Source organism: Pollutimonas subterranea, from assembly GCF_002849655.1.
Lineage (GTDB): Bacteria > Pseudomonadota > Gammaproteobacteria > Burkholderiales > Burkholderiaceae_B > Pollutimonas > Pollutimonas subterranea.
On sequence record NZ_PDNW01000001.1, the window covers coordinates 228,150 to 252,919 of the forward strand.

22 protein-coding genes are annotated in these 24,770 nt (G+C 56.8%); 20 read left to right on the top strand and 2 right to left on the bottom strand.

Annotated elements, in window-relative coordinates; genetic code table 11:
• Positions 1-30 precede the first annotated feature (30 nt).
• Complete coding sequence (gene fghA / locus CR159_RS01090; RefSeq protein WP_102072144.1) at positions 31-867, top strand: S-formylglutathione hydrolase; 837 nt, start codon at positions 31-33, stop codon at positions 865-867.
• A 53-nt stretch (positions 868-920) separates the two neighbouring features.
• Here the strand turns inward: fghA and ligD are convergent, their stop codons facing one another.
• Both ligD and ku read right to left on the bottom strand, forming a co-directional pair.
• Positions 921-3,422, bottom strand: coding sequence for a DNA ligase D (gene ligD / locus CR159_RS01095; RefSeq protein ID WP_102072145.1), 2,502 nt, complete (start codon positions 3,420-3,422; stop codon positions 921-923).
• Positions 3,423-3,425: 3 nt separating this feature from the next.
• Positions 3,426-4,457 carry a non-homologous end joining protein Ku gene (gene ku / locus CR159_RS01100; protein ID WP_102072146.1) on the bottom strand — a complete coding sequence of 344 codons (1,032 nt, stop codon included), beginning with the start codon at positions 4,455-4,457 and terminating at the stop codon, positions 3,426-3,428.
• A gap of 204 nt (positions 4,458-4,661) precedes the next feature.
• Between ku and CR159_RS01105 the strand changes: the two genes are divergently transcribed.
• The 19 genes from CR159_RS01105 to CR159_RS01195 all read left to right on the top strand — a co-directional run bounded on the left by CR159_RS01105 (position 4,662) and on the right by CR159_RS01195 (position 24,768).
• Positions 4,662-5,957 carry an imelysin family protein gene (locus CR159_RS01105; RefSeq protein ID WP_102072147.1) on the top strand — a complete coding sequence of 432 codons (1,296 nt, stop codon included), beginning with the start codon at positions 4,662-4,664 and terminating at the stop codon, positions 5,955-5,957.
• A 9-nt stretch (positions 5,958-5,966) separates the two neighbouring features.
• Positions 5,967-7,475 (top strand): di-heme oxidoreductase family protein, encoded by a 1,509-nt coding sequence (locus CR159_RS01110; protein WP_439650480.1) that lies wholly within the window; start codon positions 5,967-5,969, stop codon positions 7,473-7,475.
• A 5-nt stretch (positions 7,476-7,480) separates the two neighbouring features.
• Entirely contained in the window at positions 7,481-8,614 is a 1,134-nt protein-coding gene (locus CR159_RS01115; protein WP_233208123.1) for an imelysin family protein, read from the top strand.
• Positions 8,595-9,737: a DUF1513 domain-containing protein gene (locus tag CR159_RS01120; protein WP_102072149.1), complete on the top strand. Its 1,143-nt coding sequence runs from the start codon at positions 8,595-8,597 to the stop codon at positions 9,735-9,737. Before CR159_RS01115 ends, CR159_RS01120 begins: the two co-directional genes overlap by 20 nt.
• Positions 9,738-10,165: 428 nt before the next feature.
• The gene (locus tag CR159_RS01125; RefSeq protein ID WP_102072150.1) at positions 10,166-11,284 is read left to right on the top strand and encodes a porin; all 1,119 of its coding nucleotides are present in this window, start codon (positions 10,166-10,168) and stop codon (positions 11,282-11,284) included.
• Positions 11,285-11,504: 220 nt separating this feature from the next.
• Complete coding sequence (locus CR159_RS01130; RefSeq protein ID WP_102072151.1) at positions 11,505-11,690, top strand: hypothetical protein; 186 nt, start codon at positions 11,505-11,507, stop codon at positions 11,688-11,690.
• Positions 11,687-12,046, top strand: a complete 360-nt coding sequence (locus tag CR159_RS01135; RefSeq protein WP_102072152.1) for an NADH-quinone oxidoreductase subunit A — start codon at positions 11,687-11,689, stop codon at positions 12,044-12,046. The genes CR159_RS01130 and CR159_RS01135 overlap by 4 nt, the downstream gene beginning before the upstream one ends.
• A 39-nt stretch (positions 12,047-12,085) precedes the next feature.
• Positions 12,086-12,562, top strand: a complete 477-nt coding sequence (locus tag CR159_RS01140; protein ID WP_102072153.1) for a NuoB/complex I 20 kDa subunit family protein — start codon at positions 12,086-12,088, stop codon at positions 12,560-12,562.
• A gap of 41 nt (positions 12,563-12,603) precedes the next feature.
• Positions 12,604-13,215, top strand: coding sequence for an NADH-quinone oxidoreductase subunit C (locus tag CR159_RS01145; protein WP_102072154.1), 612 nt, complete (start codon positions 12,604-12,606; stop codon positions 13,213-13,215).
• Position 13,216: 1 nt separating this feature from the next.
• Positions 13,217-14,473, top strand: a complete 1,257-nt coding sequence (locus tag CR159_RS01150; protein WP_102072155.1) for an NADH-quinone oxidoreductase subunit D — start codon at positions 13,217-13,219, stop codon at positions 14,471-14,473.
• Between the two features lie 35 nt (positions 14,474-14,508).
• A complete protein-coding gene (gene nuoE, locus CR159_RS01155; protein WP_102072156.1) occupies positions 14,509-15,003 on the top strand; it encodes an NADH-quinone oxidoreductase subunit NuoE in 495 nt (164 codons plus the stop codon).
• A complete protein-coding gene (nuoF, locus tag CR159_RS01160) occupies positions 15,000-16,367 on the top strand; it encodes an NADH-quinone oxidoreductase subunit NuoF (protein ID WP_102072157.1) in 1,368 nt (455 codons plus the stop codon). The genes nuoE and nuoF overlap by 4 nt, the downstream gene beginning before the upstream one ends.
• 15 nt (positions 16,368-16,382) lie before the next feature.
• Entirely contained in the window at positions 16,383-18,710 is a 2,328-nt protein-coding gene (gene nuoG / locus CR159_RS01165) for an NADH-quinone oxidoreductase subunit NuoG (RefSeq protein WP_102072158.1), read from the top strand.
• Entirely contained in the window at positions 18,710-19,783 is a 1,074-nt protein-coding gene (gene nuoH, locus CR159_RS01170; protein WP_102072159.1) for an NADH-quinone oxidoreductase subunit NuoH, read from the top strand. Before nuoG ends, nuoH begins: the two co-directional genes overlap by 1 nt.
• A 17-nt stretch (positions 19,784-19,800) precedes the next feature.
• Positions 19,801-20,289, top strand: a complete 489-nt coding sequence (nuoI, locus tag CR159_RS01175; RefSeq protein ID WP_102070002.1) for an NADH-quinone oxidoreductase subunit NuoI — start codon at positions 19,801-19,803, stop codon at positions 20,287-20,289.
• 17 nt (positions 20,290-20,306) lie between these two features.
• Positions 20,307-20,948 (top strand): NADH-quinone oxidoreductase subunit J, encoded by a 642-nt coding sequence (locus CR159_RS01180; protein WP_102072160.1) that lies wholly within the window; start codon positions 20,307-20,309, stop codon positions 20,946-20,948.
• Complete coding sequence (gene nuoK / locus CR159_RS01185) at positions 20,945-21,253, top strand: NADH-quinone oxidoreductase subunit NuoK (protein ID WP_102072161.1); 309 nt, start codon at positions 20,945-20,947, stop codon at positions 21,251-21,253. Before CR159_RS01180 ends, nuoK begins: the two co-directional genes overlap by 4 nt.
• 15 nt (positions 21,254-21,268) lie before the next feature.
• Positions 21,269-23,269, top strand: a complete 2,001-nt coding sequence (gene nuoL / locus CR159_RS01190) for an NADH-quinone oxidoreductase subunit L (RefSeq protein ID WP_102072162.1) — start codon at positions 21,269-21,271, stop codon at positions 23,267-23,269.
• Entirely contained in the window at positions 23,266-24,768 is a 1,503-nt protein-coding gene (locus CR159_RS01195; RefSeq protein WP_199173216.1) for an NADH-quinone oxidoreductase subunit M, read from the top strand. The genes nuoL and CR159_RS01195 overlap by 4 nt, the downstream gene beginning before the upstream one ends.
• The last annotated feature ends 2 nt before the right edge of the window (positions 24,769-24,770 follow it).

Here is a 24,770-nt window from a genome sequence, read left to right on the forward strand (position 1 = left end):
TTCTTATTGGCCACAAATCCGGAACGAAACATGATGAAAACCATATCGCAAAACAAGAGCTTTGGCGGACAGCAGGGCGTATACAGCCACGAGTCCACCGAAACCGGCTGCACCATGCGCTTTGGCGTGTACCTGCCTCCGGCGGCCGAAAAAGGCCCGGTGCCTGTCCTGTTCTGGTTGTCGGGACTGACCTGTACCGAAGAGAACTTCATCGTCAAGGCCGGCGCGCAACGCATGGCCTCTGAACTAGGCATTGCGATCATTACGCCCGACACGAGTCCGCGCGGGCTGAACTATCCAGGAGACGCCGACAGCTACGACTTCGGTGTGGGGGCTGGCTTCTACGTCGACGCGACAGAGAGTCCCTGGTCTGACGGATACCGCATGTACTCGTATATCACCAAGGAACTTTTCGATCTCATTGCCAATGGTTTTGCGGTCGATGCCGCGCGTGCGGGTATTTTCGGGCATTCCATGGGCGGCCACGGCGCGCTGACGATAGGCCTGAAGAACCCCGATCAGTTCAAGACTATCTCCGCCTTCTCGCCAATCGTGTCGCCAACGCGTTGTCCCTGGGGCGAGAAGGCGCTGGCCGGATATCTTGGCAGCGACCGCGCTTCGTGGGCCGATTACGATGCCACGTTACTGATACAGAAGCACGGTTGGTCCGGCCCCGAATTACTGGTCGACCAGGGCACTGCCGACCAGTTCCTGCAGGAGCAACTCAAGCCCGAATTACTGACCGCCGCCTGCAACGAGGCCAATGTTCCCCTGAACCTGCGCATGCAGCCGGGCTACGACCATAGCTACTTTTTCATTGCCACCTTCATCGAGGATCATCTGCGGCATCATGCCGCCCACCTATAGCCGAATGCTTGCCGGGGCTTTGATCAATAAGCGGGCTTGAATCAGAGGTTCGCCTATTTGAATCCCAGCGTTTTCATTGCCGAGGTAAGCGTCTTCGCGCTTGCTTGATATTCGTCCCAGGGTGTGTTGCCGGCATCAAGGCGTTCATGGATGTTTCGCACATGCCAGTGTGCGGAACTCTTGATCTTTTCCACCTCATCCCAGGAAATGGGGACTGAAACGCCCATGCCGGGGCGGGCGCGCGCCGACCATGCGGCGGCGGTAGTGGCGCCAAAGCCATTGCGCAGGTAGTCGATGAAGATCTTTCCGACACGGTTGCGCGGGCCGCTTTTGGCGACGTAGCGCTTCGGGAGTGTATGGGCGAGGTGTTCCACAATGGCGTGCGAGAAATCCTTGACGGTATCCCAGTCGTGTCGCCGCTTTACGGGAACCACCACATGCAGGCCTTTGCCTCCGCTGGTCTTTACAAAAGAGATCAGGCCGAGTTCGTTCAGGAAGGCCCGCATCACCAGTGCCGCTTCCTGCATGGCAGGCCATTCAACGCCCTTGCCGGGATCCAGATCAAAAGTCATGCGATCTGGCTTGTCGATGCGGGTCTTGATGGCGTTCCAGGTATGAAACTCGATGACGTTCATCTGGGCGGCGCTGGCCAGGCCTTGCTCGGTGGCAACTTCCATCAAGGGTTCATGGTCGGGATCGAGCTCTTGCGGTAAAAGTCTCACGCCCGTCATTTTGCTGGTTTCCAGATGCTTTTGAAAAAATATCTGGCCTTTGACACCGTCTGGCGCCCGCACAAGCGATACCGGCCTGCCTTTGAGGTGTTCCATCATAAGAGGGGCGATCAGCGCGTAGTAGCGTATTAAATCGATTTTCGTGATGCCCGTGGATTCGTCGATCACTCGTTCCGGATTGGTGACTTTCAGGTTTCCTGTCTTGGAAGGTGTGGTTGACATGCTCTTCTCACGCGTGATGGCTTTGGCTGGTTTGTCGGCGCGCAACCCATGAAACACCGAATGGCGTATGCGCCCCGTATTTGTCCATTGGCCGAAAGAGACTTCAGCCAGCAGCACGGGTTCTACCCACTGGGCTTTTTTGTCTATGCCCGTGGAGGTGGAAAACGGGTTGGCCACACTATGCAGAGTTTCAAGCTTGTTGCGGATGTCGACCAGCGCTTTCGAACTGAAACCGGTACCGACGTTGCCGGCGTAGCGCAGCGCTCCTGTGTCGTCGTGTACACCCAGCAGCAGCGACCCTATGCCCGAGCGCGAGCCTTGCGGTTTGGTATAGCCGCCGATCACGAACTCCTGGCGCAAGCTGCATTTAAGCTTGATCCAGTCGGTCGATCGCCGGGACACATACGGTGAGTTTTTTCTTTTGCCTATAACGCCTTCGAGTCCAAGCTTGCAGGCGGACGCGACGATATCGCGTGCGGCCACATCAAACGTGTCGCTGAACCTTATGGATTCCGGGATTGTGATCGGACGCTGGCTCGACGTTTTCCTGCCATCCTCGGTAAACAGCGTCTGCAGCTTCGCGCGGCGCTCGATAAGGGGCAGTTCCCGCAAATCATGGCCGTCGCAGAAGGGAAGGTCGAACAGGTAATACACAATCGTCTCGGTCTTACTGCTGTCGAAGGCGCCTTGCAGCAGCTGGAAATCGGGCACTCCCTTATCGTTGTTGACCGCGATCTCGCCGTCATACCATCCATCGGGCAGCCTCATCGCGGCCAGATCCTTGGCAAGCTGCGATAACCTGGACGTCCAGTCGTGACCATTTCGCGTGAACAGCTGGATTTTATTCTTCTGTATCCGTGCCAATACGCGATAGCCGTCAAACTTGATTTCATAAAGCCAATCCTGTGCGTCGCCCGGGGGGCTATCCGCCAAGGTCGCCAGTTGTGGCTTGAACGCGGCAGGCAAAGCCGCTTTCTTTCCGGTCCTTGCGGTTTTCCCGATGGCATCGCTTGCTTTCTTACGCGCTAGGGACGTCTTCCTGGGTACATCGTCGATTGCGGCGACGCTTTCCGGTCTTTCATCAACGACACTGAACTCCGACCCGTCCCGTGCGAACTCATCCTTTTCCTTGATAAGCAGCCATGGGTCCTGTTTTTCTGCCTTGCCATGCATACGCACCAAGGTCCAACGGCCGTGCAGTTTCTGGCCATGCAGTGCGAACTTCAGCTTCCCTTCGCGATACCCTTTGGCGGCGTCGCCCAATGGTTCCCATACGCCTTTATCCCATATGATGACTTTACCCGCGCCATATTGCTTGGGCGGGATTACGCCTTCGAAAGTATTGTAGGAAATGGGATGGTCTTCGACATGAACCGCCATGCGCTTGTCGGCAGGATCGAAGCTGGGCCCCTTTGGAACCGCCCAGCTTTTCATGGTGCCATCCAGTTCCAGTCGGAAATCGTAGTGCAGGCGGGATGCCCAGTGTTTTTGAACCACGAAAGAAGGCGCGGCTTCATTGGCAGTCCCGCCTTCGGTCGGCTCGCTGGTCAATGAGAAATTGCGTTTGGCTTTATAGCGCTCGAGAGAGTCGGAGTTGGCCATGGGTCAAGCCGCTTTTCGTCCGGATGGTTTGGATTTCGCGTCCTTCTTTGCCACGGCTTTCTTCACGGGCTTTTTGCCCGTTGTGGAAGCGGCTTTTTTTGCGGCAGCCGATGTCGAACTGCTTGCTGCGTTTTTGCTTGCGGTCTTTGTAGCCGTTTTCGTCGACCGCTTGGCTGGCGCTTTTGCTGCGGTCTTCGATGCTTTGGGCTCTTTTGCGGGTGTCCGCGTTCCCTTGCTCAAACTGCGCTGCAGCATTTCCGTCAAATCAAGAATCTTCGCGCCGGTTCCTTCGCTTTCCTCGGCATCGGGCTGCGTCACGGATTCGGTTTCTCCCGCCTCGACTTTTTCTTTCACCAGTTGCAGGATCTGTTCTTTGAACGAATCAGTGAAAGCCTCCGGTTGCCACTTGGCGCTCATGTCGGCGACCAATTGTTCCCCCATGGCCATTTCCTTATCCGTCAAACCCGCCGCTTTCACGCCTTGTGCTGGCAGACTCAAATCCTCCCACGACCTAATTTCATCTTCCCATCGCAGGAGGTTAAGAATCAGCGCGGGCCCGCAAGGCATCAAGATGGCCAGATGTTGCTTGGTCTGGATGACCACCTTCGCAATACCGACTTTCTTGGCTTTGTGCAACACCTCGCGCAACAGGGCGTAGACCTTGGCTCCTTTGTTGATCGGTGAGATGTAGTAGGGACGTTCCAGGTAAACGAAGGGAATATCATTGATGGGGACAAAAGCTTCTATCTCCACCGTTTGCGTTGTTTTGGGATAGGCAGCCTGAATCTCCTCGGCAGACAGGACTACGTACTGGCCGTCCTCGTATTCGATACCCTTGACGATGTTTTCCTTGTTTATTTCTTTACCTGTCGCCTTGTTGATGCGCTTGTAGCCCACCGGATCCATGCTGCGCTTGTCCAGCCAATCGAAATCCAGCCCCTGGTCGGCCGTTGCGGAGTGCAGGGCAATAGGGATATGCACAAGTCCGAACGAGATGGCGCCCTTCCAGAGGGCTCTTTTGCTGGTCGTTGCCACGTCATTCCCCTTGCTATCGTATACGTCCCAAGAGACGGGACATACAGACAGCAACCAGCATGCCCAAAGTGTTGGCGGGCCGCTGTACGGACGTCACGCGTGGTTGCTAGCGTAAATGCAAATCGTTTACACTTACAGCCGGCTGAACCGGGATAATGGTTTGGAAATTCAAGGAAGCGGGCGCGTCCCGGGGGATCTGTATATATGCGTAAATTCTTGCTGGCCGCCACCATGGCAGCCCTGATGAGCACGGGGGCGTATGCCGCTGTGGAACCCAAAGCGGTTGTCAAAACGTATGCCGACGTAGCGCAAGCAGGATATGAAGATGCACTGACCACCGCGCGCGACCTGCAAAAGTCCATCGCCGATTTATTGGCCAAGCCGAGCCCAGCCACCTTGAAGACCGCCCGCGATGCCTGGATTCTTGCTCGGATTCCCTACCAGCAAACAGAAGCGTACCGCTTCGGCAACCCGATAGTCGATGACTGGGAAGGACGGGTAAACGCATGGCCTCTCGATGAAGGCATGATCGATTACGTGGACGCCTCGTATGGCACCGACTCGGACGCCAATGCCTACTATGTCGTCAATGTCATTGCCAATAAGAATCTGAGCGTCGGCGGCAAAAAGGTGGACGCCAGCGACATTACCACCACGCTGCTAAGGGATGTTTTGCACGAAGCGGACGGCAATGAAGCCAACGTGTCATCGGGCTACCATGCCATCGAATTTCTGTTATGGGGCCAGGATCTTAACGGCACCGGCCCGGCGTCGGCCGATCGTAGCGGTACGCCGCAAGAGCGGCATGCCGGCAATCGCCCGCACACCGACTATGACACCGCCAATTGCACGGGTGGAAATTGCGAACGCCGCGGACAGTATCTGAAAGTCGCCACCGACCTTCTTATTGCCGATCTTGAAGAAATGGTGGCCAACTGGCAGGCGCAAGGCGACGCACGCAAGGCTATGCAAGAGGATCCTAAGGCCGGGCTCACGGCCATGCTGACCGGGCTGGGCAGCTTGTCTTATGGCGAACTCGCTGGCGAACGTATCAAGCTGGGTCTCATGTTGCACGATCCTGAAGAAGAGCACGATTGTTTTTCCGACAACACGCACAATTCCCACTTCTACGATCAGGTGGGGATGATGAACGTGTACCAAGGGCAGTACAAGCGCGTGGACGGATCTGTGGTCAAGGGAGCAAGCCTTTCCGATCTGGTCAAGGCCCGTGATCCCAGGCTTGATGCCGAAATGCAGGAAAAGCTTGATGCCACGTTCAAGGCCATGCAAGCGATGAAACATCGTGCTGAAACAGTGGAAACCTACGATCAGATGATTGCGCAAGGCAATGAGCAAGGCAATGCCATCGTGCAGGCCGTCATAGACGGGCTGGTGGCGCAGACGCGCAGCATCGAGCGGGTCATAGCGGCGCTGGAGCTGGGCAACATCGAACTGGAAGGCTCCGACAGCCTGGATCAGCCCGACGCCGTATTCAAATAGCGTGAAATAGTGAAATTTGCAGCCAGTCTTGTTCTATTGGCGACGGCCGCCACAGCGTTTGCGGCCGTTCCGGCACTTCGGTCTGACCTGAGTGCGGAAGACCGTGCACGGGTCGCGAAGATCACCCGTCCCACGACGGACTTTTCCCAGGCTGAGCAGTTTGAAACCATGCAGGGCGGGGCGGGTACCGTTAAGAAGCTGATCAATCCTGATATTTTTTCTCATCCCGCCGCCAACCTGACCTTCGAGGGTCGGCAGGAATTCATGGTGGGTAATGGCTTGTTCCGCAAGGATTGGGTTTCGTCGCCATCGTCCACCCAGGCGTCAGATGGGCTTGGGCCTTTGTCCAACGCGCGATCCTGCCAGGCCTGTCACGTCAAGGACGGCAGGGGCACGGTGCCCGGCTTCGATCCACTGCAGCGTAGCGACGTCGTTGCCTTGTTGCTGCGGCTTTCCATACCGGGCAGCGCCGAAGAGGCGCGCAAGCGCCTGCACCAGGGCGAAGTAGCTTCTTTGCCGGACCCTGTCTATGGGCATCAGTTGCAGCCTTTTGCCGTGCCTGGCTTGCCGGCCGAGGGCAGTATACAAATCGATTATCGCGAAATCCCTGTCACCTTGAACGGGGGCGAAACAGTCGTCCTGATGGATCCGGCCTACAGCGTCAACGACCTGGGTTATGGCCCATTGCATCCCGATGTACGCTTCTCGCCGCGGCTTGCACCGCCGATGCTGGGCCTTGGCCTGCTTGAGTCCATCCACGAAGACGATATTCTTGCGCATGCTGGCGCCGATAAACCGGACGGTATTTCGGGACGGCCCAACTGGATCACCGACGTGCGTACCGGCAAGCAGGTTCTGGGCCGCTTTAACTGGAAGGCGGGTCAGCCCACCGTCGAGCACCAGTCCTCCAACGCATTTTCCGGAGACATGGGCTTGTCCAGCCCCATGTTTCCCAGCCACTACGGCGACTGCATGCCGGCGCAGACCTCGTGTTTTGACTTGCCGCACGGCGCCCAGGAGCATTTGGGCGAACATGAAGTACCGGGACGGCTGATGGACTTCGTGACGATGTATTCCCAGAACCTTGCTTTGCCGCAGCGACGCAAGGTGGATGATGAGCGCGTCCTGGCTGGCAAGGCGTTGTTTTACGAGTCCAATTGCATAGCTTGCCATGTGCCTAAATACGTAACGAGCCGCGACGCCAAGCGCGCCGAACATCGTTTCCAGTTGATTTGGCCATACACTGACCTGCTGCTGCACGATATGGGTTCTGGCTTGGCTGATGGCCAGGACGAGGGCGACGCGAGCGGGCGCGAATGGCGCACGCCGCCGTTGTGGGGCATAGGGCTGACCAAGACAGTGAACCCGAACGCGACATGGCTGCATGATGGCCGGGCACGCACCCTGCTGGAAGCCATTCTGTGGCATGGTGGCGAGGCACAGGTGCCCCGTGACCGCGTTGCGGCCATGACACCTGCACAGCGTGCAGACCTGATATTGTTCCTCGAATCCTTGTAGGCCTAATGACTAGTACGTCCTCGATTTCCCAATTGTGCTTCGCGTGGTTGCGGTCAATGCTGTGTGTGGCCGCGTTTCTTTCGGCCGTACCGGCGTCCGCGGGCGAGCTACCCGTCGATCTTGGAAAGCGGCTTACCACAGGCTATATAAGCCCCGCCATGCAGGGCTTCCATCGAGCAGCTGATCGGCTGAACGCTGCCCTGCAAGGCTGGTGTGTCGCACCGGACAAAGCCGGGGCTCAACGGATAGACAAGGACTTTGCCCAACTGATCACGTCGTGGGCCGGTATTGAGTTTCTACGCTTCGGGCCGCTGGTAAAAGCCAATCGCTATGAAAAGCTTAATTTCTGGCCCGACCCTCGCGGCATCACCCTGCGTCAGGTGCAAGGTGTTTTAACGAAACCGGATGCGATTCCCAATGCATCCGAACTGTCCGCCCATAGCGTGGCAATACAAGGGCTGCCGGCGCTGGAATACGTTCTCTATCGCGAAGGCGGTCTGCTGGCCGGCCTGGCCACCGACGCGCCAATTGATAGTGTCAGTCCCGAGGCATGTTCGTATGCCATGTCCGTGGCGGGCAATCTCGAGCAATTGGGGTCGGAGATAGCCAGCGAATGGCGCCCAGGGGGGATCTATGCACAGCAGTTTGCGCGGCCCTCCGAAGGAAATTCCTTATATCGATCACAGCAAGAGGTCGCGGCGGAAGCAATCAAAGCCTTATCCACCGGCCTGCAATTTGCGCGTGACATCAAGCTTCTACCGATGTTGGGCGACGATATTGAAGCCGCCCGACCGAAGCGTGCGCCGTTCTGGCGTAGCGGCCAGTCAATGGCTTCCATGGCCGCTTCTGCGCAAGGCATGTTGCGATTTTATCGGGCCGGCGGATATCAGTATGGCAGCGACGAGGCATGGGTCGACGATAGTGTCCAAGCGGAGCTGCGCCGTATCGAAGGCGTTTTCCAGGCCATGCAAACCGGCGGCGGCTCTGCCGATTTTATTGAGTTGGCCGGCAGCGAAGATGGATACCGCCAGTTGACACTGGCGGCGATATTGATCAAGAACGCCAAGAGCCAGGTCGACGAACACGTCGCCCCGGCATTTGGCGTCAGAATTGGCTTCAATGCGCTCGACGGAGATTAGCCGCCGGCGCTTCATGGGCCTTCTGGCGGCGTATGGCGCGGGCGCGGCAGTGGTCGGCGGCGAACGTATTGCCCAGGCCGCTGCATTGCCGTCTGATGACCTCAACTCCAGCCCCTTGTACCTGGCAGCCCGAAAGAATGACAGCCGCTTCGAGGCGGTGGTCTTTGATGAGCAGGGCAACGATCAGCTCGTCATTTCCATGCCGGATCGCGGGCACAGTTTTGCCCTTGATCCTGCGCGCAGCCGAGCCACCGTGTTCGGTCGACAACCCGGTTTCTTTGCCATTGCCTTCGATGTGGCAGGCAAGAACCCGGCGCAAGCGTTGCAGGCGGCGCCTGGTCGCCACTTCTTCGGTCACGGCGTCTACTCGCCGGACGGCAAGCTTATGGTGGCTACCGAAAACGATTACGAAGCAGGGCGCGGCGTATTGGGCGTATACGACAGCAGCACAGGAGGCGAGTACCGACGTATAGGCGAGTATCCGAGCGGCGGCATTGGTGCGCACGAGGTCGTGCTCATGCCCGATGGACGCACATTGTGCGTGGCCAACGGCGGTATTCTGACTCATCCCGACTATGGAAAGTTGCAGCTTAATGTCGACACGATGCAGCCGTCGCTTGCCTATATCGACATGCAGACGGGTGAACTACTGGAACAAGCATTCGCCGAACCGACGCTTCATAAGTTGTCCATTCGTCATCTGGTTGTCGATGGTGCCGGTGCCGTATGGGCGGGATGCCAGTACACAGGCACCGCGCAAGATCGACCGCCTTTGGTCGGACGGCACCGCCGCGGGAAGCCGCTACAGTTATTTGCCGGACCCGACGAAGCCTTGCGCAGCATGAACAACTACGTGGGGTCGATGGCAGTCAATCAGCTGGGCACTGTAATTGCTACATCAAGCCCGGTCGGAGGAAAAGTCCTATTGTGGGATGCAGCAAGTGGTGACTTCCTGGGAAGCCGTGATGTTTTCGACGGTTGCGGCGTGGCACCCGCCCAGGGACATGGATTTATTGTCAGTAGCGGGCAGGGCATGCTGGAGAGGTTGGCTGTACGGGAAGGCGGTAAACGTATCCAGCAATCGCCCGGACTGTCCTGGGACAACCACCTTCGCCGCTTTTAGTGTCGTGCAGGGGCACACTATAAAAAACTGGCCCTGATGCTGCCGACGGCATGAGTACATGGGAGCGCAAATCGTTGAAAAGACAGCAAATAAACCTTGATGGGCGATGCCGGCAAACCATAATGAAAACAAACGGTTGTGTGACTTAATTAAAATAAATATTAATACAGTCGCACGGCGGTATTTGTGTCTGATTGACCACACATAAATCAAGGGTAAACCCTGATGTGTCCGAGTGGAAATCTACGTTTTGTTGCTGTCGCCCAACACAAACAAAGAAAACAGGCGCTTTTGCTAACGCCGCCATAGCCAGCGGCCCGGAATTTTGATGCAATAGCTTCAACTTCCCATCGCGGAGTTAGAAAGAGCAGCAGCACTCGTTTTGGAAGTCGCTGCTCTGTTTACTCAAATCTACGGAGATTTCTTACATGAAAAAGACTCTGCTCGCTGCTGCTCTAATTGCTGGCTTCGCTGGCGTTGCTCAGGCAGAAACATCGGTTACCTTGTACGGTATCCTGGACGGTGGTATCGGTTACCAAAAAATTGAAGGCGGTGATGCTACGGCCAAGCGGACCGGTATGATCAACGGCATTCAGTCCGGCAATCGCTGGGGTGTGAAAGGCTCTGAAGATCTGGGTAACGGCCTGCGCGCTGTATTCCAATTGGAAAGCGGCTTTGATCTCGGTACCGGTCTCAGCGCTCAAGGAACGTCCGGCCCCAACGGCGAAGGACGTCTGTTTGGTCGTCAAGCCACTTTGGGTCTGGCTGGCGATTCCTGGGGTCAATTGGACCTAGGTCGTCAAACCAACATCGCCAGCAAGTACTTCGGTGCCATCGATCCGTTCGGTCTGGGTTTCAATCAAGCTAACGTCGGTACGACATTCAGCTCGGTCAACACGGTACGTTACGACAACATGGTCATGTACCAAACCCCTAATTTCTCCGGCTTCCAGTTTGGCGTTGGCTACTCGTTCAACACGGGCGGCGGACAAGGCTGGGATATCGATGCTCCGGGTGTCACCAATCCTGACGACTCAAACAACAAAGCCATCACCACCGGTCTTCGTTATGCCAACGGTCCTATCGCTGTTGCACTGACATACGATCAAGCCAAGCGCGAAATTGATGATGTCACTGTCAAGCAGTGGAACATCGGTGGTGCCTACGACTTCGAAATCGTGAAGGCTCACGCTGCTTTCGGCCAAACCCGCAACGGTCTGTTCTCCTCGGGTATTTCCGATGAGTTGCGCATCAATTCCTTCACTGGTGTTCAGGAAGGCTTGAAGGTTAACTCGTACATGGTTGGCTTGTCCGCACCTATCGGTAACGGTAAGGTATTGGCTTCGTGGCAGATGGCTGACCCACGCAGCAACCCAGACTCGTTCGCCGGCGATATGGAAAAGACTCAAATCTACAGCTTGGGCTATACATACGGCCTGTCCAAGCGCACCAACCTTTACGCAATCGGTTCGTATGCTAAAAATGCGTACTTCGCCGACGATGCAAAATCGACCTTGGTCGGTGTAGGTGTCCGTCACCAGTTCTAATTGGATTGCATAGCTAGTCTATGCACCGATGCAACCCGGCTCGCCGGGTTACTGAACTAAGTGAGGCAAGCGCAAGCTTGCGGCAAAAAGCCACTCTTCGGAGTGGCTTTTTGTATGTCCCGCCATGGCGGCTGCCTGCCATGTTGCATAGTGCTTATTGATTTGCGAGGCCTTGGAGCCTTCTCTGTTGCGTTAGAATAGCGGCATAGTGTTGGCGTCGATGAAAGCAGAAAAGGGCGCGCCTGCGGTTCTTTGTGACGAAACCAGCGCCTGTTCTGCTGAGGTCGCTACATCGCTTTTGATTTATATCACCAACATGTTTCAGTTCGGCCGGCTTCGCCCGAATGCCGATATCAAAATGCTACAATCCGAGGGTTTACTTATCGTGATTGGTTGCTTGGCATGAATCTGCAAGAGTACTTTCCCGTTCTACTGTTTATTATCGTTGCGACCGTCATTGGGTTCGCGTTACTGGGCGCGGGGCGCCTGCTGGGGCCCCATCGGCCCTATGCCGAGAAGCTCTCGCCTTACGAGTGCGGTTTCGATGCTTTCAGCGATTCGCGCATGAAGTTCGATGTGCGCTATTACTTGGTCGCCATCCTGTTCATCATGTTCGATCTGGAAATCGCTTTCCTGTTTCCGTGGGCAATCGCCAATGGCGCCATCGGCATGGTCGGCTTCTGGACGGTACTCGTGTTTTTGGGCGTGCTCACCGTAGGTTTTATCTACGAGTGGAAGAAGGGCGCGCTGGATTGGGAATAGTAGCCCCGGTCCTGTATTGAATGGTAAATAGGCAAAATTATGGCTATCGACGGCATTATGAAAGAAGGTTTTGTAACCACCAGCGCAGACAAGTTTCTGAACTGGGCGAAGACGGGTTCTTTGTGGCCCATGACGTTCGGTCTGGCCTGTTGCGCGGTTGAAATGATGCACGCGGGCGCGGCCCGTTATGACCTGGATCAGTTCGGTATTATTTTTCGTCCCAGCCCGCGCCAATCCGATCTCATGATTGTGGCCGGAACCTTGTGCAATAAAATGGCGCCCGCGCTGCGCAAGGTATACGACCAAATGGCCGAACCCCGCTGGGTGGTGTCCATGGGGTCCTGTGCCAATGGCGGTGGCTACTACCACTATTCGTATTCGGTGGTGCGCGGCTGTGATCGCATCGTGCCCGTCGATGTCTACGTGCCGGGGTGCCCGCCTACGGCCGAAGCACTGGTGTATGGCCTGCTGCAAATGCAGAACAAGATTCGTTTGACGAACACCATTGCTCGCTAAGCCGGCTTGGCTGTCACCCTTAACGTTGAACTGCTTGAACTATGACTCGGCTCGAAACGCTACAAACTAATTTATTGGCTGCTTTTGGCGACACCATGCCGTTGAAGCTGGCCCTGGACGAACTTACGCTTGAGGTTCCGGCCAAGGATTGGATCGATACCTGTACCGCCTTGCGCGACAATGCGTCGCTCGGTTTCGACACGTGTATCGACCTGTGCGGAATCGATTATTCCGCGTGGGGGGCTCCCACCTTCGTGGTCGAGCCGGGTTTGCATCCGCAGCGCTTTGCAGTCGTGGTGCATTTGCTGTCGGTAAAGCATAACTGGCGCCTGCGCGTTCGCGCCTATGTGCCCAATGATGAGTTTCCGATATTGCCCACGCTGGTCGATGTATGGCCCGCTGTCAATTGGTTCGAGCGCGAGGCGTTCGATTTGTATGGTGTGGTGTTCGAAGGGCATCCCGACCTGCGTCGTATCCTTACCGATTATGGGTTCATCGGCCATCCGTTCCGCAAAGACTTCCCTTTGTCCGGCAACGTTGAAATGCGCTACGACACAGAGCAGCAGCGGGTAATCTACCAGCCCGTAACGATCGAACCGCGCGAAATTACTCCGCGCGTCGTGCGTGAAAAAGGTTACGGAGCAGGGCGCTAATATGGCTGATATTAAGAACTACACACTGAATTTCGGGCCGCAACATCCGGCCGCCCACGGCGTTTTACGCCTTGTCCTGGAGCTGGACGGCGAGGTCATCCAGCGGGCTGATCCGCATATTGGCTTGTTGCATCGGGCCACTGAAAAGCTTGCCGAACATAAAACGTTTTTGCAGGCGCTACCTTACATGGACCGCCTCGATTACGTGTCCATGATGTGCAACGAGCATGCTTATGTCATGGCCGTCGAAAAATTGCTGGGCGTCCAGGTGCCTTTGCGCGCGCAGTATATCCGCGTCATGTTCGACGAGATCACGCGCGTGCTGAACCACCTCATGTCCTTGGGCTCGCATGCCCTCGACGTCGGTGCCATGGCCGTGTTCCTGTACGCGTTCCGGGAACGTGAAGACCTGATGGACTGCTATGAAGCGGTTTCGGGTGCCCGCATGCACGCAGCCTACTATCGTCCGGGTGGGGTATACCGCGATTTGCCTGATTCCATGCCTCAATACGGCGAAGGCAGCAAGTACCGTGGCGAAAAAGAAATGCGCGCCATGAACGAAGCACGTTCGGGATCACTGCTGGACTTCATCGAAGACTTCACGAATCGCTTTCCTGCTTGCGTCGACGAGTACGAAACCTTGCTGACGGACAATCGTATCTGGAAGCAGCGCCTAGTCGACGTTGGCGTGGTCAGCCCTGAACGCGCCAAGGCGCTGGGCTTTACCGGCCCCATGCTGCGCGGATCAGGCATCGAATGGGATTTGCGTAGAATGCAGCCTTACGAAGTCTATGATCGCCTGGATTTCGATATTCCCGTGGGCGTGAACGGCGATTGCTACGACCGTTATCTGGTACGTATCGGCGAAATGCGTGAAAGCAACCGCATTATCCGTCAGTGCGTGGAGTGGCTACGCAACAATCCAGGCCCGGTCATCGTCGATAACCACAAGATTGCGCCGCCTTCGCGCGAACGCATGAAAACCGGCATGGAAGACCTAATCCACCACTTCAAGCTCTTTACCGAAGGCATGCATGTACCGGCAGGTGAGGTGTATGCCGCGGTAGAGCATCCCAAGGGCGAGTTCGGCATCTATATGGTGTCCGACGGCGCCAACAAGCCCTATCGCCTGAAGATCCGCGCGCCAGGCTTCGCGCATCTGCAGTCCCTCGATGAAATGTCGCGCGGCCACATGATTGCCGACGCCGTTACCATTATTGGTACCCAAGACATTGTGTTTGGCGAAATCGACCGTTGAACGACCTGAGCCAAGGTAAAAACCGGATTCAAACTATGCTGCTTTCCGAACAAGCGTATCAAAAAATCGACCGGGAACTGACCAAGTTCCCAGGTGATAGGCAACAGTCGGCCATCATGGCCGCGCTGGCCATCGCCCAGGATGAAAAAGGGTGGGTATCGGCCGATATCATTGCCGACGTCGCCGCGTACCTACACGTGCCACCGATTGCCGTGCAAGAGGTCGCCACTTTCTACAATATGTTCAACACGCATCCCACGGGCCGGTTCAAGATCACCGTGTGCACGAACCTTCCCTGTGCCTTGCGCGATGGGGTCAAGGCTGCCGACTACCTCAAGGAAAAGCTGGGCATTGGTTTCCATGAAACCACGCCCGACGGCCTCTTTACGTTGATGGAAGGCGAGTGCATGGGGGCTTGCGGCGACTCGCCCGTCATGACCATGAACAACAAGCATATGTGTGTACGCATGTCGCAGGACAAAATCGACACGATGATTCAGGAACTCAAACAGCACGGGGAGTCGGCATGAACGCGCCGGGCCTATTGCAGCAATTTTCCCAGGGACTGGTTCCAGATCCTGCCGGAAATCTCGACAACAGCATGATTTTCCATAACCGCCACCTCAGTCCGCAGATCATTGCGGGGCTGGACGGCGCGAACTGGGGTCTTGACGACTACGTCAAGCGCGGTGGCTATGAAGCGCTGCGCAAGATCCTGACCACGGGCATGACGCCCGACGACGTCATTGCCACGGTCAAGGCGTCTGGTTTGCGTGGACGTGGCGGCGCGGGCTTTCCCACGGGACTGAAGTGGAGCTTCATGCCCCGCACGCTGCCCGGACAAAAGTATCTGGTCTGCAATTCCGATGAGGGCGAGCCCGGAACGTTCAAAGACCGCGATATCCTGCGATTCAATCCCCATATCGTGATCGAAGGCATGGCCATCGCGGCATACGCCATGGGCATCACCGTTGGCTATAACTACATTCACGGCGAAATTTTCGAGATTTACGACCGCTTCGAAGAAGCCTTGGAACAGGCCCGCACGGCCGGCTTCCTGGGCGATAAGATCCTGGGTTCGGAATTCAGCTTCCAGTTGCATGCGTTCCACGGCTATGGCGCCTACATATGCGGCGAAGAAACCGCTTTGCTCGAATCGCTGGAAGGCAAGAAGGGGCAGCCGCGGTTCAAGCCGCCATTCCCCGCCAGCTTCGGCCTGTATGGCAAACCGACCACGATCAACAATACTGAAACGTTCGCCGCGGTACCCTGGATTTTCCGCAATAGCGCCCAGGAATACCTGGAAATCGGCCTGCCCAATAACGGCGGAACCAAGCTGTTCTCGATATCCGGCGATGTCGAATTACCCGGCAACTACGAAATCCCCCTGGGGACGCCGTTCAGCAAGTTGCTCGAGCTGGCCGGCGGCATGCGCGGCGGTCGCAAGCTCAAGGCGGTGATTCCAGGTGGATCCAGTGCGCCGGTATTGCCGGCCGACATCATGATGCAGACCACGATGGACTACGATTCCATCGCCAAGGCAGGTTCCATGCTGGGTTCGGGCGCCGTCATCGTCATGGACGAGACACGCTGCATGGTCAAGTCGCTGATGCGTCTTTCTTACTTCTATTTCGAAGAAAGCTGCGGCCAGTGCACGCCGTGCCGTGAAGGAACGGGCTGGCTGTACCGCATGGTGGAGCGTATTGAAAATGGCCAGGGTCGTCCCGAAGACCTCGACGTCCTCGATTCGGTGGCCCACAACATCATGGGCCGCACGATCTGTGCGCTGGGCGACGCCGCCGCCATGCCGGTACGCAGCTTTATCAAGCATTTCCGCGACGAGTTCGCACACCACATCGAGCATAAAAGCTGTGTGGTGCCAAAATATTTGTAGGTTCAGGATACGCTAATGGTTGAACTCACCATCGACGGCATTAAAGTGGAAGCTCCCGAGGGCAGCATGGTCATACAGGCCGCGCACAAGCTCGGGGTTTATGTGCCGCACTTCTGCTATCACAAGAAACTGTCCATTGCCGCCAATTGCCGCATGTGCCTGGTCGACGTCGAAAAAGCGCCCAAGGCGCTGCCGGCCTGTGCCACGCCCGTAACCAATGGCATGATCGTGCACACGCGCTCGGATAAAGCCATTGCGGCCCAGAAAAGCGTCATGGAATTCCTGCTCATCAATCATCCGCTGGATTGCCCCGTGTGCGACCAGGGCGGTGAGTGCCAGTTGCAAGACTTGGCAGTGGGCTACGGCGCATCGGCATCACGCTACCAAGAAGAAAAGCGCGTGGTGGTCGCCAAGTCCATGGGCCCCCTCATCTCGACCGACGGCATGCAACGCTGCATCCATTGCACACGCTGCGTGCGCTTCGGCCAGGAGATCGGCGGCATCATGGAAGTCGGCATGATCAATCGCGGCGAATTTTCCGAGATCACGACGTTTGTCGGCGAGGCGGTCGAGTCAGAGCTTTCCGGCAACATGATCGACGTCTGCCCGGTCGGGGCCTTGCTGTCCAAACCGTTCAAGTTCACGGCGCGTACCTGGGAAATGGGGCGTCGCCGTTCGATTAGCCCGCACGACAGCCTGGGTGCAAACCTGGTCGTTCAAGCCAAGCTTGACCGTGTGCAGCGTGTCGTGCCATTTGAAAACGAAGACGTGAACGAATGCTGGATCAGCGATCGCGATCGTTTTTCATACGAAGGCCTGTACACCGAGGACCGGTTGGCCCATCCCATGCTAAAGGGCGAGGATGGCCAGTGGCGCGAAGCGTCATGGAGCGACGCCTTGCAAGTGGTCGTGCACGGCTTCAATACCGTGCGCGATCAGTTTGGCGCCGAACAGATCGGTGGAATCGGAAACCATAACGCCACGACTGAAGAGCTCGCCTTGCTGGCGCGGCTCGTACGCGCCCTTGGATCCGAGAATGTGGATTTCCGCCTGCGCAGCATCGACCCCACTTTCGAGCAGGCTGTGGCCGGTGTGCCATGGCTGGGCATGCCTGTTGCGGAGCTCGGTCAACTGGATCGGGTGCTGGTCGTCGGGTCGTTCCTGCGCAAGGATCACCCGCTCATGGCGCAGCGTTTGCGCCAAGCGGTCAAGCATGGCACCCAGGTCTCGTTCATCGACTCCGCTGCCGACGATCCTCTTTTCCCCGTAAGCAACCGCATTACGGTAGCGCCAAGCCTGTTGCCCAATGCCTTGGCGGAAGTGCTTGTCGCCTTGATGCAAGCCAAGGACCAACCAGTCCCCGAGGCGTTTGCCAAGGTCGAGCCATCCTCGGCCGCTCAGCTCATCGCGGCAAGTCTTTCGTCCGGCGAACGCGTTGCCGTGTTGCTCGGTAACATGGCTGTGGGTTCCGACCAGGCCAGCCTTATCGCCGCCAATGCTGCGGCCCTGGGCAAGGCTGTCGGTGCCAAGTTCGGGTTCCTTACTCCCGGCGCCAATACCGTGGGCGGCTATCTGGCCGGCGCGACACCGGGCAAAGGCGGACTTACCGCCGAGCAAATGCTTGCCGAACCGCTGAAGGCCTATCTGGTTCTACATGCCGAACCTGCCTTTGACAGTGACAACGGTGCGCGCGCCGTCGACGTGTTGAAGGCGGCGGGCTTTGCCGTGGCACTCACCTCATTCAAATCGGCAGCCCAGGACTGGGCCGACGTCATGTTGCCGATTTCTCCATTTACTGAAACGTCGGGTACGTTTGTCAATGCGGAAGGGCGGGCCCAAAGTTTCAAAGGCGCGGCAGCACCCTTTGCCGATACGCGTCCGGCCTGGAAAGTCTTGCGCGTTCTGGGCAACCTGTTCCAGCTTCAGGGATTTGATGACGAGACATCCGAATCGGTTCGTGAAACCGTACTGGCCAGCGGCATCGATGGACGCCTATCCAACGAAGTAACCGCCAGTGTCGGCTTGTCCAGCAAGCGTGAAGGGCTGGAGCGCGTTGCCGACGTACCCATCTACCGCAGCGACGCTTTGGTGCGTCGTTCACAGCCCCTGCAAGACACGGCGGCTTCACACGCGCCTCATGCCCGCATGGCGGCCAGTACGCTGGCCGGCTTGGGCATAGACGCGGGTGCGGCGGTGCGCATCGGTTCGGCGCAAGGACAGGTGGTCCTCGCTGCTTTCCTTGACGATACCGTAGCACCGGGATGTGTGCGCGTCGCCACTGCGTTCAACGAAACGCTGGCGCTGGGTAGCGGCTTTGGCCAACTTACGGTGGAGCGTGCCTAATGGAGTGGCTTACTCTTATCAATGACTACGGTACCGGCCTGATCGGTCCTACTGCCTGGCTGGTGGTATGGACACTCATCAAGATCGTCGTGATCGCCGTGCCCATCATCCTGTCCGTCGCCTACCTGACCTATTGGGAACGCAAGATGATAGGCGCCATGCACGCGCGCCGCGGCCCCAACCGGGTCGGTTATCGGGGCCTGTTGCAGCCTTTCGCCGACGTGTTCAAGCTTCTTACCAAAGAAGTGATCATGCCCGCCAAGGCCAACAAGGTTCTGTATGTGCTGGCCCCGGTTGTCACACTGATGCCCGCACTGGCTGCATGGGCCGTGATCCCATTTGGTCCGGAAGTCGTTCTTGCCAACGTCAATGCCGGCTTGCTGTATGTCATGGCCATTACCTCGATAGGCGTCTATGGCGTAATCGTGGCTGGCTGGGCGTCCAATTCCAAGTACGCCTTCCTCGGTGCCTTGCGGGCCGCCGCGCAAATGGTTTCCTACGAGCTTGCGATCGGTTTCGTGCTGATCACCGTCCTGCTGGTATCGGGTACGCTGAATTTAAGCGGAATCGTCAACGGACAAGGGCAGGGCTGGTTCGCCGACCGGGGCGTGACTTTCATGTCCTGGAACTGGTTGCCATTGCTACCTTTGTTTGTCATCTATGTGATATCGGCAGTGGCCGAAACCAACCGTCATCCGTTTGACGTGGTAGAAGGCGAATCGGAAATCGTTGCAGGTCACATGGTCGAGTATTCGGGCATGGGCTTTGCATTGTTCTTCCTGGGCGAATACGCCAACATGATCTTTCTGTCGGCCTTGGCCTCCATCATGTTCCTGGGCGGCTGGATGGCACCCCTGGACATTGCGCCGCTTACCTGGATACCGGGTTGGCTATGGCTTGGGCTCAAGACCTTTGTAGTGGTTTCGATGTTTGTGTGGTTCCGTGCGACGTTCCCTCGTTACCGCTACGACCAGATTATGCGTCTGGGCTGGAAGGTGTTCATTCCTTTCACCGGCATCTGGTTGCTCGTGGTTGCGATATGGATGCAAACGCCATGGAATATATGGCAATAGGACACAGGGGCTAGATTATGGAAGCAATTAAAGATTTCTTCGGCAGCTTGATGCTGTCCGAGATGTTGAAGGGCATGCGCCTGACCGGCAAGTACTTCTTCAAACGCAAAGTCACTCTGCGCTACCCGCAGGAAAAAACGCCGGCATCCCCGCGATTCCGCGGTTTGCATGCATTGCGCCGCTACCCGAACGGGGAAGAGCGCTGCATTGCCTGCAAGTTGTGCGAAGCCGTGTGTCCGGCCCTGGCCATTTCCATCGAATCAGAAGAGCGGGACGACGGCACACGCCGCACGACCCGTTACGACATCGATCTGGCCAAGTGCATTTTTTGCGGCTTCTGTGAAGAAAGCTGTCCGGTGGACTCCATTGTTGAAACGCATATCTCCGAGTATCACGGCGAAAAGCGCGGCGACCTGTACTACACCAAAGACATGCTGCTGGCGATCGGTGATCGTTACGAGCCCGAGATCGCACGTCGTCGTTCCGAAGACGCCCCTTATCGTTGATGCCGGACCCGACACTCATGATTTTTTCTACAGTCCTGTTTTATGTATTGGCGCTGGTACTGGTCGTGGCGGCGTTTCGCGTCATTACCGCAACCAGCCCCGTAACCGGTGTATTGCACCTTATCCTGACCTTCTTCACGGCATCGATGATCTGGATGCTGCTGGGCGCCGAGTTCCTGGCGCTGCTGCTGGTAGTCGTCTATGTCGGCGCCGTCATGGTCTTGTTCCTGTTCGTCGTCATGATGATGGACGTGCGCCTGGAAGCATTGCGCACCGGTCTCAAGACCTACCTGCCGCTCGGCCTGGTCATAGGCTTGATCATGGTGCTCGAGATGGCATTCGTGCTGGCCAAGACATGGTTTGACGCCGGCCCGCAGGCGACTGTTGCCGACGACTACGACAATACCTATGCCCTCGGCGTGGCGATGTATACCGACTACGTGTTTGCCGTGCAGGTAGGCGGCGTCATCCTGCTGGTAGGCATGGTCTCGGCCATAGCGCTTACCTTGCGCCGCCGTACCGATGTCAAGCGCAACCGTCCGTCCGATCAAGTCAAAGTGCGAGCCAAGGATCGTGTGCGCCTGGTGAGCATCTCCTCGCAAACCGAGCTGCCGTCCGCGGGACTCGAAACCAACAAAGACCAAGGGGATAAAAAATGACATTGACTCTCGCTCATTACCTGATACTTGGCGCCATCCTGTTTGCGACCGGCATCTTCGGCTTCTTCCTGAACCGACGCAATATCATCATTTTGCTGATGTCCATCGAGCTTATGCTGCTGTCGGTCAACATGAATTTCGTTGCGTTTTCGACCTGGTTCGGAGACACCGCCGGCCAGGTGTTCGTCTTTTTCATTCTTACGGTGGCGGCGGCTGAAGCGTCCATCGGATTGGCGATTTTGGTGCTGCTGTTCCGCAACCTGAATACGATCAACGTTGAAGAACTTGACCAGCTCAAGGGTTGATGGGACGCACATACTATGAATTCACCAAATCTATATTTATTGATTGCGCTGGCCCCCCTGGCGGGAGCCATATTGGCCGGGCTTTTCGGCACGGGCTTTTTGGGCCGCTTCGTCAGCCGCCGGGGTTCCCACCTTATTACCATCCTGGGTGTGCTGATCTCCTTCATTGGCTCCGTCATCGTCCTGTTGCAGGTTCTGGACGGACATACCTTTGATGGCGCGCTTTATACCTGGACGGTCATCGGAACCACCAAGCTTGAGCTTGGTTTTCTCATTGATTCCTTGTCGGCGCTGATGATGGTGGTCGTCACCTCGGTATCGTTGATGGTGCATATCTACACCATAGGCTACATGGCCGACGATCCTGGCTACCAGCGTTTCTTTTCCTATATTTCACTGTTCACTTTTTCCATGTTGATGCTGGTCATGTCCAACAACATGGTCCAGTTGTTCTTCGGCTGGGAAGCAGTGGGCCTGGTTTCCTATCTGTTGATCGGCTTCTGGTACACACGTCCGACAGCCATTTTCGCCAACATGAAGGCCTTCCTGATGAACCGCGTGGGCGACTTCGGGTTCGTGCTGGGCATTGCGCTGTTGTTTGCCTACACGGGCAGCATGCACTACGGCGATGTGTTCGCCCAGACTGAAAAGCTGGCTGGCATGAGCTTTCCGGGTACTGACTGGCAATTGCTGACGGTAGCCTGCATCGCCTTGTTCATTGGTGCCATGGGCAAGTCGGCTCAAGTGCCGCTGCATTCCTGGTTGCCTGATTCGATGGAAGGTCCCACGCCTATTTCAGCGCTGATCCACGCGGCCACCATGGTTACCGCCGGTATCTTCATGGTTGCCCGGTTTTCGCCAGTGTTCGAACACTCTGCCACCGCACTGTCGGTAATGATCGTAATTGGCGCGATCGGTGCCTTGTTCCTCGGCATATTGGGCATTGTCCAGACTGATATCAAGCGGGTTATTGCTTATTCCACCTTGTCCCAGCTGGGCTATATGACTGTTGCGCTTGGCGCCTCGGCCTATTCCGGCGCCATTTTCCACCTGATGACGCACGCCTTCTTCAAGGCATTGCTGTTCCTGGGAGCCGGGTCGGTGATTATCGGCATGCATCATGACCAGGATATCCGCAATATGGGGGGCTTGCGCAAGTACATGCCAATTACCTGGATTACTTTCCTGGTGGGTACCCTGGCTTTGGTCGGCACGCCGTTTTTCTCGGGTTTCTACTCCAAGGAACACATCATCGAGGCGGCAGGCGCGGCCAATGTATGGGGCGCGAATTTTGCCTATTACTCGACGCTGATCGGGGTGTTCGTCACTTCCTTGTACTCCTTCCGCGTGTACTTCCTGGTGTTTCACGGAAAAGAGCGTTTCCCGGTCCACGGCCATGCACAGCACGGCCATGACGATCACGGCCACCATGGTGGTACACCGCATGAGTCTCCGTGGGTAGTCACCTTGCCTTTGGTGCTGCTGGCCATTCCGTCCGTTATTGCAGGTATCTGCTTCGTCGATCCACTGCTGTTCGACGGTTTCTTCGATGGCGTGATCACCGTGTTGCCGGCCCATCCGGCCATGGCGGAACTGGCCGGGCATTGGCACGGCTGGGTGGCCTACGCGCTGCATGGCTTCGTGACGCTGCCTTTCTGGCTGATGATCGCGGGTCTTGTCGTGGCCTGGTATTGCTACCTTATCAATCCACGGGTTCCGGCCGCCATACACAAGCAGTTGTCGGTCATCAATCGCGTACTGGACAACAAATACTATGCCGACTGGTTCAACGAGCAAGTCATTTCACGGGCTGTGCGCGGACTGGGCCGAGGGTTCTGGCAAGCGGGTGATCGCGGTCTGATAGACGGCATCATGATCAATGGAAGCGCGCGATTTGTAGGCTGGTTGGCCGCTGCCAGTCGCCACTTGCAGTCGGGCTACATCTATCACTATGCCTTCGCAATGATCATCGGGATCATGGCTTTATTAACCTTTTTCGTACTGACGGTTCTCTGATGGCTAGCGATATGGCGTCTTCTACTTTCCCCTGGTTAACGCTTGCGATTTTCGTCCCGATCATTGCCGGCCTGATCGTACTGATGGTCGGTCGTGACGACCGGCCGGGACTTACCCGTTTGCTGGCGCTGGCGGGCTCGGTGGCGGGTTTCCTGGTGACCTTGCCTTTGTACTTCGGCTTCAATCCCAATACCGCCGACATGCAGTTTGTCGAGAAGACATCGTGGATAGAGACTTTCGCGGTCAACTACCACTTGGGTATCGATGGAATCTCCATCTGGTTTCTCTTGCTTACCGCGTTCATCACCATCATCGTGGTGCTGGCGGGCTGGAAGGTGATCACAAACCGGGTTGCCCAGTACATGGCGTCCTTCCTCATCCTTTCGGGCCTGATGGTGGGTGTGTTCGCGTCGCTCGACGGCATGCTGTTCTATGTCTTCTTCGAAGCCACACTGATTCCGATGTACTTGATCATCGGTGTGTGGGGCGGCCCAAACCGGGTATATGCGGCATTCAAGTTCTTTCTGTATACCCTGATGGGATCTTTGCTGACCCTGGTTGCATTCATCTACCTCTGGCATGCATCGGGCGGCTCTTTCGACATCCTGACCTGGCACCAGCTGAAGCTGGGCTACACGCCGCAAATCTTGATCTTCCTTGCGCTCCTGGCCGCCTTTGCCGTCAAGGTGCCGATGTGGCCGGTGCATACATGGTTGCCGGACGCCCACGTCGAGGCGCCAACGGGCGGCTCAGTGGTGCTGGCAGCCATCATGCTCAAGCTGGGTGCATACGGTTTTCTTCGCTTTTCGCTGCCTATCGCACCTGATGCATCGCAAAGCCTGGCCGGAATGATGATCGCCTTGTCGCTGATTGCCGTCATTTATATCGGACTGGTCGCCATTGTCCAGGACGATATGAAGAAGCTGGTTGCTTATTCATCGGTGGCCCACATGGGCTTCGTGACGTTGGGCTTCTTCCTGTTCAACACCGCCGGGCTCGAAGGGGCGATCATCCAGATGATCTCGCACGGGTTTGTGTCGGGCGCAATGTTCCTGTGTATCGGCGTTTTGTACGATCGCATGCATACGCGGCGCATCGACGACTACGGCGGCGTGGTCAATGTCATGCCGCGGTTTGTCACCTTTTTTGTTCTGTTTTCGATGGCCAACAGCGGCTTGCCTGCAACCAGCGGTTTTGTCGGCGAGTTCACGGTGATTCTGGGTGCCGTGCAATACAACTTCTGGATAGGCCTTCTTGCGGCGCTTGCGCTGATACTCGGTGCTTCCTATTCGTTGTGGATGCTCAAGCGCGTGGCGTTCGGCGATATCGCCAACGACAACGTACGGGCCATGACCGACCTGAACTCGCGCGAGTTCTTCATCCTGGGCGTCATGGCAATCGCGGTGTTATATATGGGTATCTATCCCAAGCCGTTTACAGATGTCATGCACGTGTCGGTGGAAGCCTTGTTGCAGCACGTCTCTATCTCGAAACTGTAGAC